Source organism: Desulfosarcina alkanivorans (assembly GCF_009688945.1).
GTDB classification, from domain to species: Bacteria; Desulfobacterota; Desulfobacteria; order Desulfobacterales; family Desulfosarcinaceae; genus Desulfosarcina; species Desulfosarcina alkanivorans.
In genome coordinates, this window is the sequence record NZ_AP021874.1 from 4,547,684 (window position 1) to 4,565,258 (window position 17,575).

15 protein-coding genes are annotated in these 17,575 nt (G+C 52.8%); 2 read left to right on the top strand and 13 right to left on the bottom strand.

The features are described from left to right. Positions 1–36: 36 nt before the first annotated feature. The 7 genes from tnpA to DSCA_RS19905 form a co-directional block, all read right to left on the bottom strand. Positions 37–465 carry an IS200/IS605 family transposase gene (tnpA, locus tag DSCA_RS19870; RefSeq protein ID WP_155318082.1) on the bottom strand — a complete coding sequence of 143 codons (429 nt, stop codon included), beginning with the start codon at positions 463–465 and terminating at the stop codon, positions 37–39. 659 nt (positions 466–1,124) lie between these two features. Further along, positions 1,125–3,548 (bottom strand): glycyl radical protein, encoded by a 2,424-nt coding sequence (locus DSCA_RS19875; protein WP_155318083.1) that lies wholly within the window; start codon positions 3,546–3,548, stop codon positions 1,125–1,127. 212 nt (positions 3,549–3,760) lie between these two features. Further along, the gene (locus DSCA_RS19880; RefSeq protein WP_155318084.1) at positions 3,761–4,039 is read right to left on the bottom strand and encodes a helix-turn-helix domain-containing protein; all 279 of its coding nucleotides are present in this window, start codon (positions 4,037–4,039) and stop codon (positions 3,761–3,763) included. Positions 4,040–4,137: 98 nt separating this feature from the next. After that, the gene (locus DSCA_RS19885; protein WP_155318085.1) at positions 4,138–5,031 is read right to left on the bottom strand and encodes a glycyl-radical enzyme activating protein; all 894 of its coding nucleotides are present in this window, start codon (positions 5,029–5,031) and stop codon (positions 4,138–4,140) included. Between the two features lie 468 nt (positions 5,032–5,499). After that, positions 5,500–7,923 (bottom strand): glycyl radical protein, encoded by a 2,424-nt coding sequence (locus DSCA_RS19890; RefSeq protein WP_155318086.1) that lies wholly within the window; start codon positions 7,921–7,923, stop codon positions 5,500–5,502. 212 nt (positions 7,924–8,135) lie between these two features. Next, a complete protein-coding gene (locus DSCA_RS19895; RefSeq protein ID WP_167527876.1) occupies positions 8,136–10,184 on the bottom strand; it encodes a sigma 54-interacting transcriptional regulator in 2,049 nt (682 codons plus the stop codon). A 535-nt stretch (positions 10,185–10,719) separates the two neighbouring features. Next, a complete protein-coding gene (locus tag DSCA_RS19905; protein WP_155318089.1) occupies positions 10,720–11,481 on the bottom strand; it encodes a THUMP domain-containing class I SAM-dependent RNA methyltransferase in 762 nt (253 codons plus the stop codon). A 147-nt stretch (positions 11,482–11,628) separates the two neighbouring features. On the opposite strand from DSCA_RS19905, the gene DSCA_RS19910 reads away from it, so the two are divergent. Next, positions 11,629–12,762 (top strand): DUF362 domain-containing protein, encoded by a 1,134-nt coding sequence (locus DSCA_RS19910; protein ID WP_155318090.1) that lies wholly within the window; start codon positions 11,629–11,631, stop codon positions 12,760–12,762. A gap of 329 nt (positions 12,763–13,091) precedes the next feature. On the opposite strand, the gene DSCA_RS19915 is transcribed toward DSCA_RS19910, so the two are convergent. Continuing rightward, positions 13,092–13,760: a methyl-accepting chemotaxis protein gene (locus tag DSCA_RS19915; RefSeq protein WP_155318091.1), complete on the bottom strand. Its 669-nt coding sequence runs from the start codon at positions 13,758–13,760 to the stop codon at positions 13,092–13,094. 181 nt (positions 13,761–13,941) lie between these two features. Beyond that, a complete protein-coding gene (locus DSCA_RS19920; protein WP_155318092.1) occupies positions 13,942–14,418 on the bottom strand; it encodes a type II secretion system protein in 477 nt (158 codons plus the stop codon). Between the two features lie 816 nt (positions 14,419–15,234). Between DSCA_RS19920 and ssb the strand changes: the two genes are divergently transcribed. Further along, positions 15,235–15,726 (top strand): single-stranded DNA-binding protein, encoded by a 492-nt coding sequence (gene ssb, locus DSCA_RS19925; RefSeq protein ID WP_155318093.1) that lies wholly within the window; start codon positions 15,235–15,237, stop codon positions 15,724–15,726. 105 nt (positions 15,727–15,831) lie between these two features. On the opposite strand, the gene DSCA_RS19930 is transcribed toward ssb, so the two are convergent. From DSCA_RS19930 to DSCA_RS19940, 4 genes are all read right to left on the bottom strand, one after another. Then, positions 15,832–15,972 (bottom strand): hypothetical protein, encoded by a 141-nt coding sequence (locus DSCA_RS19930; RefSeq protein WP_155318094.1) that lies wholly within the window; start codon positions 15,970–15,972, stop codon positions 15,832–15,834. A 67-nt stretch (positions 15,973–16,039) separates the two neighbouring features. After that, positions 16,040–16,921: a DMT family transporter gene (locus DSCA_RS19935; RefSeq protein ID WP_155318095.1), complete on the bottom strand. Its 882-nt coding sequence runs from the start codon at positions 16,919–16,921 to the stop codon at positions 16,040–16,042. Further along, entirely contained in the window at positions 16,918–17,040 is a 123-nt protein-coding gene (locus tag DSCA_RS32980) for a hypothetical protein (protein WP_269434605.1), read from the bottom strand. The genes DSCA_RS19935 and DSCA_RS32980 overlap by 4 nt, the downstream gene beginning before the upstream one ends. Before the next feature lie 72 nt (positions 17,041–17,112). Beyond that, the gene (locus tag DSCA_RS19940) at positions 17,113–17,457 is read right to left on the bottom strand and encodes a DUF2917 domain-containing protein (RefSeq protein WP_155318096.1); all 345 of its coding nucleotides are present in this window, start codon (positions 17,455–17,457) and stop codon (positions 17,113–17,115) included. Positions 17,458–17,575: the final 118 nt, after the last annotated feature.

Here is a 17,575-nt window from a genome sequence, read left to right on the forward strand (position 1 = left end):
CCTGAGGAGGCAAAGGGGAGTTGCCCCAGGTTTGTTTTAATTCTTCGGTGTTTCTGATTCTCGCTCTTTTGATTCTTGATACTTTACATATTTCCGGATCTTTTCTGAATCCAGCCCAATGGTATCAACACAGTACCCTCTGGCCCAGAAATGATTACCCCAATAGGGTTTTTCTTTGACCTTACGAAATCTGTTAAATATTCGAATTGCTGTCCTTCCTTTAAGCGTCCCGACATATCCCGAATTAGACACCTTCGGAGGCACAAGCGCTAAGAGGTGCACATGATCCACTTGCACATTCAATTCCACTACCTCACAGCCTTGTTGATCGGAAAAGGCCCGAATACATGCTTCAACCTCCCCAGCTACCTTCCCAGTAAGAACCCTGAACCGGTACTTGGGGACCCAGACGATGAGATGTTGGCTAAACCATAATGTCTGTGCTAACTTGCGAAATCGACTCATTTGTTACTCCTCGGCTCAGTTGTGGGGACAACTCGGCCTTGGATTTATAGGGATAGGGAGTAGCCTCGCGGCTACCCCCTCCCACACCACCGGACATACGGGTCACGTATCCGGCGGTTCGGCTGGTCAGAACAGGAGCAGATAAAAAAAACATCAATCCTGCCGGGCTTTATACAAGCACAACGCTACCGGCATTTCAGCGGCTGCTGCAATATGCCGGTAAGAATATGCTCTTCAATAACCACGACCATTTACCCATACCATTCGGCTGGGCACCGTTCGGGCCTTCGTCGGGGTGAGGCCTCCGGGTATACTTCTCCCTCCTTCGGGAGGCCCGGCTCGTTTCCACCGGCTACTATGCCCTCTGCTGACTTCTGCCACGCGGTCGCCTCCCCTTAATGAGTCGTTCAGATGGCAAAGCCACTGAACTCTGACCAGGTCCAGAGGACCAGGGTTTCTATGCTGGACTAAAATCATCGAAACTGCAATCAAGGCCCAACGCAACGGCATCATCAAGGCTACCATGGGATTCCATCATTACCTGCTAGGTGGCCCATAGTTGCTTTCAGAAGGATCGGTCCACTCCCCCCGCAAGCCGCCGGGGCATATCAACGATAGAGGAAATCGCGGCCTGCGGCGGAGAATGGTTCCGGAATGGTTTAATGGAATTTCAGCTCGGTCCTTCTGATGACTTCATCCTGTACCCCTTTATCCAAGTGGATGAAATAGGCGCTGAATCCGGCCACACGGACGACCAGATCTCTGTATTTTTCCGGATGCGCCTGGGCATCTTTCAGGGTGTCGGAGTCGACGCAGTTAAACTGAACATGGGATCCGCCCTTGTCCATATAACCCTTTACAATTGAAAGAAGATTACGCGTCCCGGCTCCACCCTCTAAAGTCGCTGGATGGAATTTCATGTTGAGATGATTCGAGGTGAAGGCTGCGGCATCTTGCGCCTGAGCCGCTGAGTTTGCGAGCGCCGTTGGGCCGTTCGTGTCGGAGCCGGGCATTGCCGAAACGCTTCCGTCAGTGAGTGCCCTTCTGGCTTCTCTTCCGCACGGGAGCGCACCCGTCACGGCTCCGTGAAGATTGTGGGCGCTCTTGGAATAGGCATCCGGTTTGCCTTTCTTGCCCAGATAACACGGGCCCGCCCTGTAGTAGCTCACTAAATAGTCATCGTAGACCTTCCGCACCAGTGCGGTCATTTCATCATCATCGTTTCCATGCTTGGGGGCGTTCAGACACATCTTCTTGATTTTCTCATAGCCTTCAAAATTGGCTTCCAGCGCCTTCATTAACTCTCCCATCGTCAGCTTCTTGTCTTCGAAGACCAGCTTCTTCACGGCAGCCAATGAGTTGGCCGTGTCGACGACCCCACAGATGATATGCACGGCAGTACTGTACTTCGCACCGCCCGCCCAGCAGGCCTTGCCGTTTTCAATGCAACCGTCCAGCAGGCTTGACCGCAGGGGAACGGGCAGGTATTCCTCCGACATCATGCAGCCTATTCTGCCGTGGTTACGAACGAGCTCCGTACCATACTGCATCTGTTCTCTGAAGGCCTCATACAGGTCTTCGTAGGTGGCGAAAGACTCGGCGGCTCCCGTCTTGGGTCCAATCTGCTGCCCCGTGAGAGGGTCCTTTCCATCGTTCAAGGCAAACTCAAGCGCCTTGGCAATACAATGGCTCCCTTCAAGATGATGAGAAGTCGCACCATTAGGAGCGGTGGTCACGCAGCCGGCAACAGCGCCGCGTCGAGCCTCCGCAAGGGTTATTCCGTCCGCACGGTACTGATCCAAGAGCCTTTGCACCATGATGTTGGTGTTCATGAACTGGGGTTGGCCCACTCCGGTCCGCACCAGATCAACCGCCTTCGAAAGGAAGTCCTCCTTCAAATTGTCATGATAGAAAAGGGCAAAGGTGGGCTGAATATTCCTCAGAGCTATCTGGGCGTCAAGCAGCAGATAGTCCAGCTCCGCAGTGGCATCCTTCCCATCTGACGTGATCCCTCCGATGGATATGGTTTGACCCATGTCCGCCGAATTGGCTTTTTGAAACTCCTGGCCGAAATAATATCCCATCTCCTGAAACTTGATGAAAAGCATCTTAAGCAGGTAGACGGCTTCCTCCTTCGTGATGAGGCCGGCCTGCTTATCCTTCTGATAGAACGGCTCAAGGATCTGGCCCATATAGCCCAGTGAGGTTCCGCAACCCACCTGCTCAATTTGAAGGGCCGTATGCGTGAAGAAGAGGGATTGGACAGCCTCCCGGAAGGACCTCGGCGTGTTCTCAGGAACCCACTCGCAGATCTCCGCAATTTCAAGCAACTCCTTAACCCTTTCTGGATTTTTTTCCTTGGCTGCCATGTCTTTGGCCAGTTCGGCATATCTATGGGCCCAATGAATGACCGTCCGCAACTCGGTATGAACCGCCTCATAGAAGACCCTTTTCTCGTTTGCGGCGTCCACATTGCTCAGCGGCAGCGCTTTGAGCCGTTCCTCGACATCCTTGATAATCCCTCCCACCCCTTTGGTGAGCACCTTGTGGTAATTAGCAAGGCCTGCACCGTTGGGCCACGAAGTAAAATTGTAAAAAAGGCCTGCCACTTGGGGCGGAAGAGGGCTGAAACCATACATCTCCTCGAATTTTTTGTTGGATCGGTCATTGAGGGTCTTACCATCCCAGTAGGCGATAACTTCCTCGAACAGTTTCTTGTCTTCATCGGAAATCGTGACGTCGCCGAGGTGGCTCACGGCCTTTACGTCCTTCTTCATCCAGTCGATATTCCATTCCGGATGGGCATATATTCCCATAGGGAAGGCTGCCATGCTGCCGACGATCAGGCTCTCGTCGACATAAAGTCCCTTTTCTTTCATGAGTTTCTCAAAAAACTTGGCCCTTCTGATCAAATGGGGCAGTCCTTCGGTTTCCCGATAAGACTCCATCAAGACCTCGATTCTTTGTATGTCGAGCTTTTGAGGCGTATCCAACAGCTGAGCCTTCAGCCTTTGGATCCGTTCCTCATCAACCTCAAAGCCCCTTTCGTCAAAATTCTCCTTCCTTGCCATTGCCATTGCCATATCGCTTCCTCCTTTCCATATTTACTCGTGATTCATGGGTCCGTGCTGGTTGTTTTAGACCCTTTCCAACGCATTCATACAGCTCGCAGGATTAATGCCAAGGCCATTACATGAGGAAAAAACGTGTAAACATTTAAATTCAGATGGTTTTTGTGTAGGATGGATTTGAGGTCGGAAGGAAATAAGAAAACAAAATGGTCGAAATTTCGTCTTCAGATCGATATATCGTCTCTTTCCCGCTTGGCGGCGATACCAAGACGAGACATAGCGCTATAGAGGGTTGAAGGCTTCAAACCCAGAAGTTCCGCAGCCCCCCTGGGCCCTTTGATTCGCCACCTGGTGGTTTTCAGGATTTTCAAAATATGATGCCGTTCAGCTTCTTTCAGGGTCTCAATCCGGTAGGGGGAAGCTTTGTTTACCTGAGGAAGTTCAACAATGAGAGTATCTCCGGAACTGATGATGACCGCACGTTCAATCACGGTGGGTGCCAACTACCTTGACACCCACCGTTTTCGGTATCCTGAGTGCGCTTATACACTCTGCCATGTCTAATGAATTATGACCGCATTAGCAAGAGTTCACTCTTCCATCAAACGATAGTCACCGCGAGGTCAAAACCCTCCAGTATTTTCACCACCCTCTGAACCTTGGCTTCGTCCGGGCTGGGGAGTTCCTCTATACCATACTCCTTTCCGAGAGCCTTGTATTTGCTCAGGGAAAACCGGTGGTATGGCAACAGGTCGATCCTCAAAAGACCACATGACTTCATGAATTGACCCAGTTGGTTTATGTTTTCGTCGGAATCGTTCAACCCGGGAATCAATGGGACTCTAATAATCATAGGCACTCCCTGGGCTGCAATTAAGGCCGTGTTTTCCAGGATCAGTTCATTGCTGACGCCCGTCAATTTCTTGTGGGTCGCCATGTTCATGTGTTTGTTGTCCATCAGAACTAGTTCCACATGCTTCAGCGCCTCTTTCAGGATACCCCAATCGCCGAAGCCGCAGGTATCTAAACAGGTATGGAGGCCCATCTCTTTTAACTCGACTAGCAGTTCAAGCAAGGACTCCGACTGGCTGAGGGGCTCGCCGCCGGAGACGGTCACGCCGCCGCCGGAGTTCCTGTAGTAACTCATATCCTTTGCAACAACGCGGCAGACCTCTTCTTTCGTCATTTCCTTTCCTGAAATAGATCTCGCCTCGGCCAGACATTCCTCCACACAGGTGCCGCATGCGGTACAGGATTGGCGATCAAGGGATAGCCTTCCGTCGTCGGCTTTGCTGACCGCGCCGGTAGGACACACGTCGATGCATTTATTGCAGTGGGTGCATTGATCTTCAAAATAAAGAAGCTGGGGCATCGGGCTTTGGGATTCCGGATTGCTGCACCAAAGGCACTTCAGAGGACACCCTTTCAAAAAAACCGTGGTCCGGATGCCAGGACCATCCTGGATCGAAAACCGTTGTATATCGAAAATGTTCATTGCTTGCCTTATCTTGTGATAAATATGACTTATGATTAATATGCTTAAGCGGGCACAGAAACGTCAACTTCACGCGCTTCCGCTTACGACAAAGCCGCTCATACCATCCCGGATTTCAAAATCAATGCTAATCGGGGCTATCTTTTTGAGTAGGTACTTATCGATCACGCAGGTGATCCCGGTGATTTCAAAGACCTTATCATTATCCTTCGACTCATCCAGAGTCAGACGCAAGGAGGCGGAACACGCTCATCCTCCCCCGCCAAATTCCTCATTGACCCGAATGACCGAGGTCGGGTTTTGCCTCATGACTTCCATCAGTTTTTGATGGGCCTCGGGTGTTACGCTTAGCATTGCCTCGAACCCCCTTCTCTCTTTGCAAATCGGTCCACTCCCCCCGCAAGCCGCCGGGGCATATCAACGATAGAGGAAATCGCGGCCTGCGGCGGAGAATGGTTCCGGAATGGTTTAATGGAATTTCAGCTCGGTCCTTCTGATGACTTCATCCTGTACCCCTTTATCCAAGTGGATGAAATAGGCGCTGAATCCGGCCACACGGACGACCAGATCTCTGTATTTTTCCGGATGCGCCTGGGCATCTTTCAGGGTGTCGGAGTCGACGCAGTTAAACTGAACATGGGATCCGCCCTTGTCCATATAACCCTTTACAATTGAAAGAAGATTACGCGTCCCGGCTCCACCCTCTAAAGTCGCTGGATGGAATTTCATGTTGAGATGATTCGAGGTGAAGGCTGCGGCATCTTGCGCCTGAGCCGCTGAGTTTGCGAGCGCCGTTGGGCCGTTCGTGTCGGAGCCGGGCATGGCCGAAACGCTTCCGTCAGTGAGTGCCCTTCTGGCTTCTCTTCCGCACGGGAGCGCACCCGTCACGGCTCCGTGAAGATTGTGGGCGCTCTTGGAATAGGCATCCGGTTTGCCTTTCTTGCCCAGATAGCACGGAGCTGTCTTGTAGTAACTCTCCAAAAAGTCATCGTAGATCTTCCGCACCAGTGCGGTCATTTCATCATCATCGTTTCCATGCTTGGGGGCGTTCAGACACATCTTCTTGATTTTCTCATAGCCTTCAAAATTGGCTTCCAGCGCCTTCATTAACTCTCCCATCGTCAGCTTCTTGTCTTCGAAGACCAGTTTCTTCACGGCAGCCAATGAGTTGGCCGTGTCGACGACCCCACAGATGATATATATGCCTGTATTGTATTTTGCGCCGCCCGACCAGCAGGCCTTGCCGTTTTCAATGCAACCGTCCAACAGGCTTGACCGCAGGGGAATAGGCAGGTATTCCTCCGCCATCATGCAGAGTACCTTACCGTGGTTACGACTGATCTCCGTGCCATACTGCATCTGTTTTCTGAAGGCCTCATACAGGTCTTCGTAGGTGGCGAAAGACTCGGCCGCTCCCGTCTTGGGTCCAATCTGCTGCCCCGTGAGAGGGTCCTTTCCATCGTTCAAGGCAAACTCAAGTGCCTTAGCGGCACAAAGGTCCGATTCAGGATAGAATGAGGTCTTCCCATAAATGTTGGTGGCTACGCAACCGGCAACAGCGCCGCGCCGAGCCTCCGCAAGGGTTATTCCGTCCGCACGGTACTGATCCAAGAGCCTTTGCACCATGATGTTGGTGTTCATGAACTGGGGTTGGCCCACTCCGGTCCGCACCAGATCAACCGCCTTCGAAAGGAAGTCCTCCTTCAAATTGTCATGATAGAAAAGGGCAAAGGTGGGCTGAATATTCCTCAGAGCTATCTGGGCGTCAAGCAGCAGGTAGTCCAACTCCGCAGTGGCATCCTTCCCGTCTGACGTGATCCCTCCGATGGATATGGTTTGGCCCATGTCCGCCGAATTGGCTTTGACATACTCCTGGCCGAAATAATATCCCATCTCCTGAAACTTGATGAAAAGCATCTTAAGCAGGTAGACGGCTTCCTCCTTCGTGATGAGGCCGGCCTGCTTATCTTTCTGATAGAACGGCTCAAGGATCTGGCCCATATAGCCCAGTGAGGTTCCGCAACCCACCTGCTCAATTTGAAGGGCCGTATGCGTGAAGAAGAGGGATTGGACAGCCTCCCGGAAGGACCTCGGCACGTTCTCAGGGACCCACTCGCAGATCTCCGCAATTTCAAGCAACTCCTTAACCCTTTCTGGATTTTTTTCCTTGGCTGCCATGTCTTTGGCCAGTTCGGCATATCTATGGGCCCAATGAATGACCGCCCGCAACTCGGTAAGAACCGCCTCATAGAAGACCCTTTTCTCGTTTGCGGCGTCCACATTGCTCAGCGGCAGCGCTTTGAGCCGTTCCTCGACATCCTTGATAATCCCTCCCACCCCTTTGGTGAGCACCTTGTGGTAATTCGCAAGGCCTCCGCCGGTGGGGAAAGTAGCGAAGCCGTAAAAAAGGCCTGCCATTTGGGGGGGGAAAGGGTTGAGGTCATAAATCTCCTCGAACTTTTTGTTGACTATCTCATTGAGGGTCTTACCATCCCAGTAGGCGATAACTTCCTCGAACAGTTTCTTGTCTTCATCGGAAATCGTGACCTCGCCGAGGTGGGTCATTGCCTTTACGTCTTTCTTCATCCAGTCGATATTCCATTCCGGATGGCCATATATTCCCATAGGGAAGGCTGCCATGCTGCCGACGATCAGGCTCTCGTCGACATAAAGTCCCTTTTCTTTCATGAGTTTCTCAAAAAACTTGGCCCTTCTGATCAAATGGGGCAGTCCTTCGGTTTCCCGATAAGACTCCATCAAGACCTCGATTCTTTGTATGTCGAGCTTTTGAGGCGTATCCAACAGCTGAGCCTTCAGCCTTTGGATCCGTTCCTCATCAACCTCAAAGCCCCTTTCGTCAAAATTCTCCTTCCTTGCCATTGCCATTGCCATATCGCTTCCTCCTTTCCATATTTACTCGTGATTCATGGGTCCGTGCTGGTTGTTTTAGACCCTTTCCAACGCATTCATACAGCTCGCAGGATTAATGCCAAGGCCATTACATGAGGAAAAAACGTGTAAACATTTAAATTCAGATGGTTTTTGTGTAGGATGGATTTGAGGTCGGAAGGAAATAAGAAAACAAAATGGTCGAAATTTCGTCTTCAGATCGATATATCGTCTCTTTCCCGCTTGGCGGCGATACCAAGACGAGACATAGCGCTATAGAGGGTTGAAGGCTTCAAACCCAGAAGTTCCGCAGCCCCCCTGGGCCCTTTGATTCGCCACCTGGTGGTTTTCAGGATTTTCAAAATATGATGCCGTTCAGCTTCTTTCAGGGTCTCAATCCGGTAGGGGGAAGCTTTGTTTACCTGAGGAAGTTCAACAATGAGAGTATCTCCGGAACTGATGATGACCGCACGTTCAATCACATTACGCAGCTCTCGAACATTGCCTGGCCAAGGATAGCACTGAAGGGCTTCAATGGCTTTCCGGGGGACATTCCGAATTTCCTTACCCATTTTCTTGGCGAATTCATTGACGAAGAACCTAACTATGAGAGGGATATCCTCCGTTCTTTCACGAAGGGGTGGAATATAAATGGGAAAAACCGCCAGCCGGTAATAGAGGTCTTCGCGGAACTTCCCCTGTCGCACATACTCCTCCAGATCCCGATGGGTGGCCGCGATGATCCGGACATTGGCCTGGATAGGCCTCGGACTCCCCAGCCGCTCAAATTGCCCTTCCTGAAGAACCCGCAGCAGCTTTGCCTGAAGTTCGGGCGCCAGATCTCCGATTTCGTCCAGAAACAGGCTTGAACCATCGGCCATCTCAAAACGACCGATCTGTCTGGTCAGGGCTCCGGTGTAGGCGCCTTTTTCCCTGCCGAACAACTCGCTTTCAATCAGGGTGGGAGGCAGAGAGGCCGTATTGATGGTCACCAGGTGCTGGTCCTTGCGCTGGCTGAGCTTGTGGATAGCTCGGGCCAGCAACTCCTTTCCGGTCCCGGTTTCACCCAGGACCAGGACCGTGGAATCCGTCCCAGCCACCAGTTGGGCCTGAGCCAGAACTTTTTTTATCCCCGGGCTCTCGCCCACAATCTCCGAGTGTTCAACCTTGATCTTGACTTCTTCCAGCAGGTAAATATTCTCCTTCTCCAGTTTTTGTTTGAGCGCTTCAATCTCCCGCAAATGCTCATTCAACTCCACCATGTTCCGGTAACGCACCAGAGCGTTTCCCATAATTACACCCAAAAGACGCAGGCGCGGAATATAGACTTCCGGCCATTTGCGTTTGTTGCGGACAGAGTTGATGATTAAAGAATAAACCTCTGATTCGTTGGCGACCACCGGAATGTTGAGGTTGGCCTGAGTCCCCAGGGTGTCATAGCGTTCCCTGTCGACCGATGCCTCGGCTGGGAGCTCTCGCTCAGAATCAAAAAACACGATCTCGCACTCAGATATCTTTTTGTAGACCCAGGGGAACATACTGTCTGGTATTTCCGTATTGACCGGCAGAGGAAACACTCCCTCCTTTTCGACGATATGTTTGATTTTCCAACAGCCCTTATCCTTCAGTACCCGAACAAATCCGCAGCGATCGGCTTGAAAAAATTCCATTATCTGAGTTAAGGCATACTCGATTTCATGGGTTATAGAATCCTGAGACAATAGGACAAATCGTGCCGAGAGGTCCGACAACAAGGCTTCAAACCCCAGTTGCTCTTTAAGCTCTTTCTCGCTCTGCTTCAGCCGCACGACCTCCGAACGCAGTCCCGTGTTGATTCCCAGCCCCATGGCGCGATCTTCCACCTGCCTTTCCGGGGCTGGGCGGGCATGCTGCAATGTTTCGGAGTGCAGATGGCGCGCAGTTACGTCCTTGATGATATGGATGGTCCCGTTTAATTCCCCCTCTTTCTGAACAAAAGGCCAACAAATCACTTCCAGCCATTTCCCGAGCCGAATTTCAAAGAACATCGCCGTCACAGACCGACGCTTCGACAGGGCCTGCACATGCGGACACCTTTCCATTGGTTTATTCATCCCATGGATAATTTGATAACATTTTTTTCCAAGGATACTTTCCGCCTTTTCTTTCACCAAGGAGGCAAAGGCCTGGTTGGTCTTTACGATCCTGAACTGGTTGTCGAGGATGAAAACCGGGTCGGTAAAGTTTTTATAGTTTGTATCCCATTCATTGTAAATCCCACTCATGCTTGTACGCCCCTTTACCATTCCGAATCTGATCCCGATGGACCGTTGCTGCTTCTAATGCGAAAAAACGCTTCAGAGAAAAGTAAAGTACTCAATTTTCCTTGATTTGAGGATAGGGGAAGGATATCTATATGTCAACGAAGCTTAGATTGATATTGATTTATGGGTCTTAATTGGAGGCCTGTTGGGCGCTTGTACGCCGCCGGAGGAAAAACCAGCCTCGGAGACCAAACCCCGGGCTGTACGGGTCGAAACCGTGACCAGCCGGACCTGTCCATTGTCGTCAGTGCCGTGGGAAGGCTGGCATCCGACCGGGAAGTGGTGCTCTCCGAACAGGTATCCGGAATTGTGGAGCGGTATACCGTCGATGTGGGCGCCCGGGTAGCTGCCGGTGCAACCCTGGTACAACTGGACGATACCGATTACATCCTGGCCCTGCGGGAAGCCGAGGCCAATTTGGTTACGGCGCGCATCCGCCTGCCGGTGGAGAAAAACGCCTTTTTACGCGCCCAGCGCCTGCTGCCGGAAAAAACGATCACGCCGGAGCTTTACGATCAGGCCGAAGCGGCTTACGCCTCGGCCCAAGCCACCGTGACGCGGCTGGAAACCCTGTTGGCCATGGCCCGGCGGAGCGTCGAAAAAACGCCCACCGGCTTTCGCGAAATGCCGGCCAGTCCATGAAGGCGAAGTCGCGTTTCACCCCCGGGGCCATCCGTTTGGCCATCATGGCCGCTTCCAGGGAAAAGGTGCCCGACCCGCACAGCGGATCCACCAGGGGCCGACCGGGATCGTAGCCGGCGGCCATGAGAATGGCGGCCGCCTGGGTCTCGCGAAGAGGCGCCCGGGCCGGCCCCGACTTCAGCCCCCGTTTGTAAAGCGGCGCCCCGGTGCTGTCCAGAGAGAGGGTATAGCGGTCTTCGACCACACGCACGAACAGGGTCTGGGGGCGGTCGGGGCGGGATGATCCGGGCGGACGGCCAAGCCGTCGCGCCATGCTCTGCCGCAGTGCCCGGGATATGACATCGGTATGGTAAAGCCGGGATCGTCGGCTGCGCACTTTTATCTCAGGCAGGATCCCCGGCGGAAGAAACAGTTCCCAGGGAACCCCGGCGGATTTCTTCTCCAGCCGGCGTACGTTGGTCGCCAAAAAGCTGCCGATGCGCATGAGAACACGGGTGGCCGTGCGAACGTACAGGTTGGCCCGCTGGCAATCCACGAAGCGTCCGCCAAAGGTCACCCCGCCGGGGCCGGCCGGTGACATGCCGACGGACCCGTTTTTCGATCGCCGTGTTGTCATCCGTTTCCCTGTTGCGCCCCACGGCGGACGGATCAGTCATCGGTCCCAGCCATCTTTTTATACAATCTTAGGGTTGATTAACCGCTGCATCAATATTAAGTTGCCTGACAAACACCCTATCAGTTCAAATATATATGTTCAATCACCGTGGTTCTGAAAGCACCCACTGCCATGTCCACCGTCATCGTTCGGAAAGCGGATTACGAATACCCGAAGATCCGGACCATCGTGTTCGAGATGCTCGGGTCTGCCGAGGCACCGGCCATCGACGCCGGCACCCGGGTGCTGATCAAGCCCAATTTTCTCGCCCCGGCGGCCCCCGGGAAAGCGGTGACCACCCACCCGACAATCGTCAGGGCGGCCGCTGAATTCGCCCTGGCCAGAGGGGCCAGTGTCCAGATATCGGACAGCCCGGCCATGGGCAGCTTCACCAAGCTGCTGAAAAAAGGCGGCTACGAGGAAATGCTGGAAGACCTCGACGTGACGGTCAAGCCCTTTGAAGCGTCGATCCCGGTGGATGTGGGCGACCCTTTCGGCACCATCGATGTGGCCAGGGATGCCATGGCCGCCGATGTGGTCATCAACCTGGCCAAGCTCAAGACCCACACGCAGATGATGCTGACCCTGGGGGTCAAAAATCTTTTCGGCTGTATCGTCGGTCTTAAAAAGCCGGAGTGGCACATGCGTGCGGGGGTCGATCGCCAGATGTTCGGCCACCTGATCGTGAGCATCTTCGAAGCCGTCGGACCGGCCTATACCATCCTGGACGGCATCCTGGCCATGGAAGGGCAGGGCCCGGGAAAAAGCGGAACCCCCCGGGAGCTGGGCCTGTTGATGGGCGGCAAGAGCGCACACGCCGTGGATCACGTGGCCTGCCTCCAGGTGGGGCTGGACCCCGACACCCTGGAGACCCAGCGCAACGCCAGGCGCATGGGGGTGTATGACGGCAGCGTACACATCAACGGCGACCTGAACATCCTCGATGATTTTCAGTTCCCGGAGCTGGGCTTGCTCACCATGGGCCCGGAACGCCTGGGCCGCTTCATGCGCCGGTTCGTTATCCAGCAGCCGGCGGTGGACAACCAGGCCTGCAAACTGTGCGGCGAGTGCTGGAAGTATTGTCCGGCCGGGGCCATCTCCTACACGGACCGCGGAATTTCATTCAACACCGACACCTGCATCCGCTGCTACTGCTGTTTAGAGGTGTGTCCCCACGCGGCCATCCGGGCCAAAAAACCGCTGGCCGGAAGAGTGCTGGCCTGGCTGACTGCAAATCGATGAGCAAAACCCGTGCATTCCTTGCCCCCCTCCTTCAACATTGCCGTGGTCACGTGCATCGCGGAAACCGCTATGGTTGGTTTAATCACCGGCCCAACGGTGGACTCACCTGATGCTCGTAGCCTGATTCAGGATCTTTTTATGACCGTAGCCGACATATTACCAGATCCTGAAGCGGATAATCCGCCCCCACCCTGCCGAGGGTGTCAGACACTCTTCCCAGAGATACAGTGTCCTGAATTTTCCAGCTTTTTTACATCTTGCATCAGGGCTTGATCGGCAATGGTATTGTTAAGGGATTTTGATATTATTACATCCGATGGATATAACTTCTATAAACACTTATTCGCTGAGAGGGGATTTTCACTGACCACTTGCCGGCATTGACAAAGACCAACCTTAATCGCGGCTTCATCGCCTAACTTAAAATTGTCCAACTGCACCCGGCATCGGTTTGCCCTATACTGGATGTCTTTCAATTTGGCATCAATATCCGATTGCTTGCCATGCGCTTGTATGCATTCATCTATATCTTCGAACAGCAGATGATTTTCTTTTTTGATTCTCGCTATTGAATTGGAAAGCGAGTTCATCATTGCATTAATTTGTTTGGCTTCATTCTTTAAAAAATCGCCCTTTCTTAAATAAATCGTACGGGAAAAATCACTTTCAGATATTCTCGCAATGGTATGGCCAATGTTGACCAAAGGCCCGCAGAATTTATGAGTAAAGATTACAAAATGAAAAAACGATATGACCGCAATAAAAATGCTGGTTATGGACAACCTTCCCAGCAAAACGCTGAACGTTTTAGCGGAAAAATGATTAGCCCATATATCGCCTGTTGCAAAAATATCATAGTAATAAGGAGATAATACGGTTGCAATGATTGCAACAAATACAAACAGAAGATATGCTAAATGGGCAATGATCATGGGCCGCTGCAAATCTTTAGAGATAAATAGATTCCTGAGTTTTCTACGATTGGCTTTTGACTCCATTTTCAATACTCCAGTGACATTCAGACAAGCAGCAAAGTTATGGTGCCGGATTTGTTTATAGAAATATTCGCTGCAAAATATTTCTGTATCCGAAATCATATCGATCAGGAAAAAACGAAAGAAACCTTCATGCGAACTGACTGGTGAACACAGCGTCATTCATTTTAATACGACGATAATCTTAATAGTTGCATACCAATCCCATAAAACCGCCGTTGTTGGCGCGTATAATATCGTCCTGGCTTATTTTTGCCTTCAGAGGGGCCGTACTCTTTCCATCTCTCCCCGCACTGTATAGATCGAAGTCCGTATTTATCGGATGCTGTGATTGATCTTTTCTGAGTTGGCCTTTACCGTCTTTGACATCATCACTGTTAAATATTTTCTGGTATTTATAGGGCCTGCCCCAAGGATCTGTAATCTTGCCCAATCCAATGGCGCTGAGGTCCTCAGGCAATTCACCGTTCTTTGCGACAAGGCTTACAATTTTGTTTTCGATGATTTTCATCTCTGTTATCGCCACTTCAATTCGGGCTTCTTTTTTGTATTTTATAAAAATAAGTATTGCAAAGGAGACCAAAACACCAATGATAACGATTGCAATCATCACATTGATCAAAGTTATTTCAGAATTTATGGCCTTCAGGTCTGTATTCAATTTAACAACATCCGGTCGCACATGATTATAGGTCCGTCGTAATGATTTGAATGCATAAAGAATGCATCAATTTATTTATTGGCGCATGGGAATAATACTTTAGGTCTGGCAGGGGGTTTCACGGAAAATTTATCATCCGGAAGTCACCAGCAATCCGAATCATGGTGATATTTCTTTTAATTCAGCGGACATTGCGTACTGATGGATAAAAAGCGCATTTGGTGGCAGGCTTCCAGGTATGTGCTGGCGCTGTTCGGGAGAAGCGTAACCGGCGAAGCGGTGTCCAGACGGTTGAACATCGATTGATCTCAGATCAGCTTGCCCCCCCAATAACCGTTCCGAACGAGCTTTGCGTTTTGGTGTACTGTGCCGAAAACGCATTCTGGGCACGCAACGTAAAATGGGAAATCAGTGGGTTGAACGGATCTTGTCGTTAACAGAAACCTGCCGTTTAAATGCCAAACCGACGTGCCCGTTTCCTGAAGAAGGTATTGCTGCTGATTTTCGAAATTCGACGCCCGACCTGTCCTGGATTCGATTCATACGGGAATATCCCGTGAACGCTGAAAAAATATTCCAAATTTGGCAGCATCGTCTAGACAGGCTGTTAAAATTTCCTTATAGATGATATATATGAGAGAATTTACACAATGACGAACACTTGAGTCGCCGAGCTGAAAAACTCTGTAATTGGGGCTGATGTTAATCTCAATTCAGAAAGAACCTCCTTGACGGCTGAACAGCAATTTTTTTGAATTGGCATGAACTTGGGTCCATTGACACTAATTTTTGTAAAAGACAAAAGGAAGGTTACTTATGGCGGGTGGCATCAATAAAGTGATTCTGGTGGGCAATCTGGGACGGGACCCGGAGATCCGGTATACCGCCGATGGCAGGCCCATCGCCAATTTTTCCATTGCAACCTCGGAAACCTGGACCGATAAAACCAGCGGCGAGCGCCGGGAAAAGACCGAGTGGCACCGGATCGTCGTTTTCGGCAAGCTGGCGGAAATCTGCGGTCAATATCTGTCCAAGGGGCGGCAGGTCTACATCGAAGGCAAACTGCAGACCCGCAAGTGGCAGGGTCAGGATGGGCAGGACAAATATACCACGGAGGTCGTGATTGATGGCTTCAGCGGTACCATGCAGATGCTCGGCTCCCGGGAGGGCGGCGGCGGTGGCGGCGGCTATCAGGGCCAGGGCGCTTCCCAACCCGCTTCCGGCGGGGGCAGTTATGGCGGTGGGCAGGACCAGGGCTACCCCCAGCAGCCCTACCAGAATGACAAGGAGGATGATATTCCGTTTTAGCGACGATGCTGACCGTTTGAAAACCGGAAAAGGGGGTTACCGCCACGATGGCGGCGCCCCCCTTTTCAATTGGCCGATCCGGCGTCGATCATCCCAGGATCGCCTTCAGATCCTCATCGCCCTTCCGATGGGCGTGATGTCGAAAGTCTTCACCAGGGTGTCCGGCACATTGGGCGTGATGAAGGCCGGCGGGGTCGGCCCCAGGCGGAGACCCTTGATATCGAGGTGCAGCAGTGCCCGCGGCACGCATCCGCCTTTTGCTCATACCAGGAAATGATCAGCGACAGGGGCCGTTCGTTGACGCCAATGCTGATTACTCCGCCGCACAATGGATTGGCGGCGGTTTTACCGGCGGGACCCCGATACGGCCCGCACATGCCGTGGTAATGCCCCGCACGGTCACTGCGGTGAGTACGACGATGCCGCCAATGAAGGCCCACATCCCCGGCGCTTCGCCGGTGGCCAGAAAAACCCAAACGGGATTGATCAGCGGCTCGATGGCGGGGATCAGGACCGCCTCGAGCGCCCGGACCCGCTTGACGGCATAGGCAAAAACGGCATACCCGGCCCCTAAGGAGAGGACCCCCAGACCGGCGAGCCCCAGCCACTCCACCGATGTCGGCGCCTGCCGGAACATGAACGGCAGACACACCCCCGCAGCCATGAAATTGCCTAAAGCGATGGGCCAGGCGGTGGAACGGTGGCGCGATTTGCGCAGAAAAATCATGGCGCCGGCCCAGAAGATTGATCCCGCCACACCAACCAGGATGCCCAGCCGGCCGTCGGTGGAAAGATCGTCCATGAAAAACAGGCAGACACCGGCAACGACCAACGATAAAAAATACCAGTCCTGTCGCCGGGTGGGCTCACCGAGCATTCGGGGCGCCAGGATGGCCACGTATGCCGATGCCGAATACTGGAGAACGATGGCATTGGCAGCCGTGGAGAGTTTGGTGGCAACCACGAAGCAAATACAGAAAAGGCCCATGCAGGCAGCGGCGATCAGTGGCTTGATGCCCCAGGAGATCTTGACCTCTTTTCGGCAAAGCAGCATGATGACGCCGCCGGCGATCAGGCTGCGCCACCCGGCAATGGCCATGGGGTGAAGGGCCACCAGTTTGATGAGCACGCCGCTGGTGCTCCACAAGATGGCTGCGGCAAGGAGCATCAAAACGGCCTGTCGATTGTCATTCATGGCAAGGGGTCTTTCCCGGCCTGTGCATTGATGGCGTGGATGCCGGATGCATCGGTGATGGCCTTGTCTTTTCTTCTCATGGTCGATCGCTCCTGCTTGCCGCTGATGTACGAATGCATGCACCCAACGCCCCGTTCGAATCAACCGACCGCTGCGCACCGCAGGCGATCAGGCGGGCGTTGAAACGGCGCTCAGCTGAACACCGTCTGGCTGAACCGACCTTTAAAGGGAACCGGCATCAGGTGTTCTGCGTACCCGAGACGCGCCGGGCGCATGGCCCGCACCATCACCAGCCCCGGGAGCGTGATGAGGAATGCATCGCCCGCTTCAAGCACGTAATCCCGAATGTCGCATTCCTGGGTCACCCACAGGCTTCCCCGCAGACAAAACAGGGTTTGCTGCCGACGCCTTCCCTTGATCCGCCAGCCTTGTCCGGCGGCCAGGTCGAACACGGTGTCCGGCGCGCTGAGGTTGGTAAAACTAAATCGTTGTGCGGTTCGGTTGATGTTTCCGGTATCCATCAGTTGTGGATTCATTGCGGCCTCCCATCCCTGTCGCCGCGGGCGACAGGAGCCATACCACCGGTGTTGTCATCCGCCGGAAGATCCGGCGCTGCCGGGGATCAGCAATCGGCTGAACCGGGCGTCAGCGGGT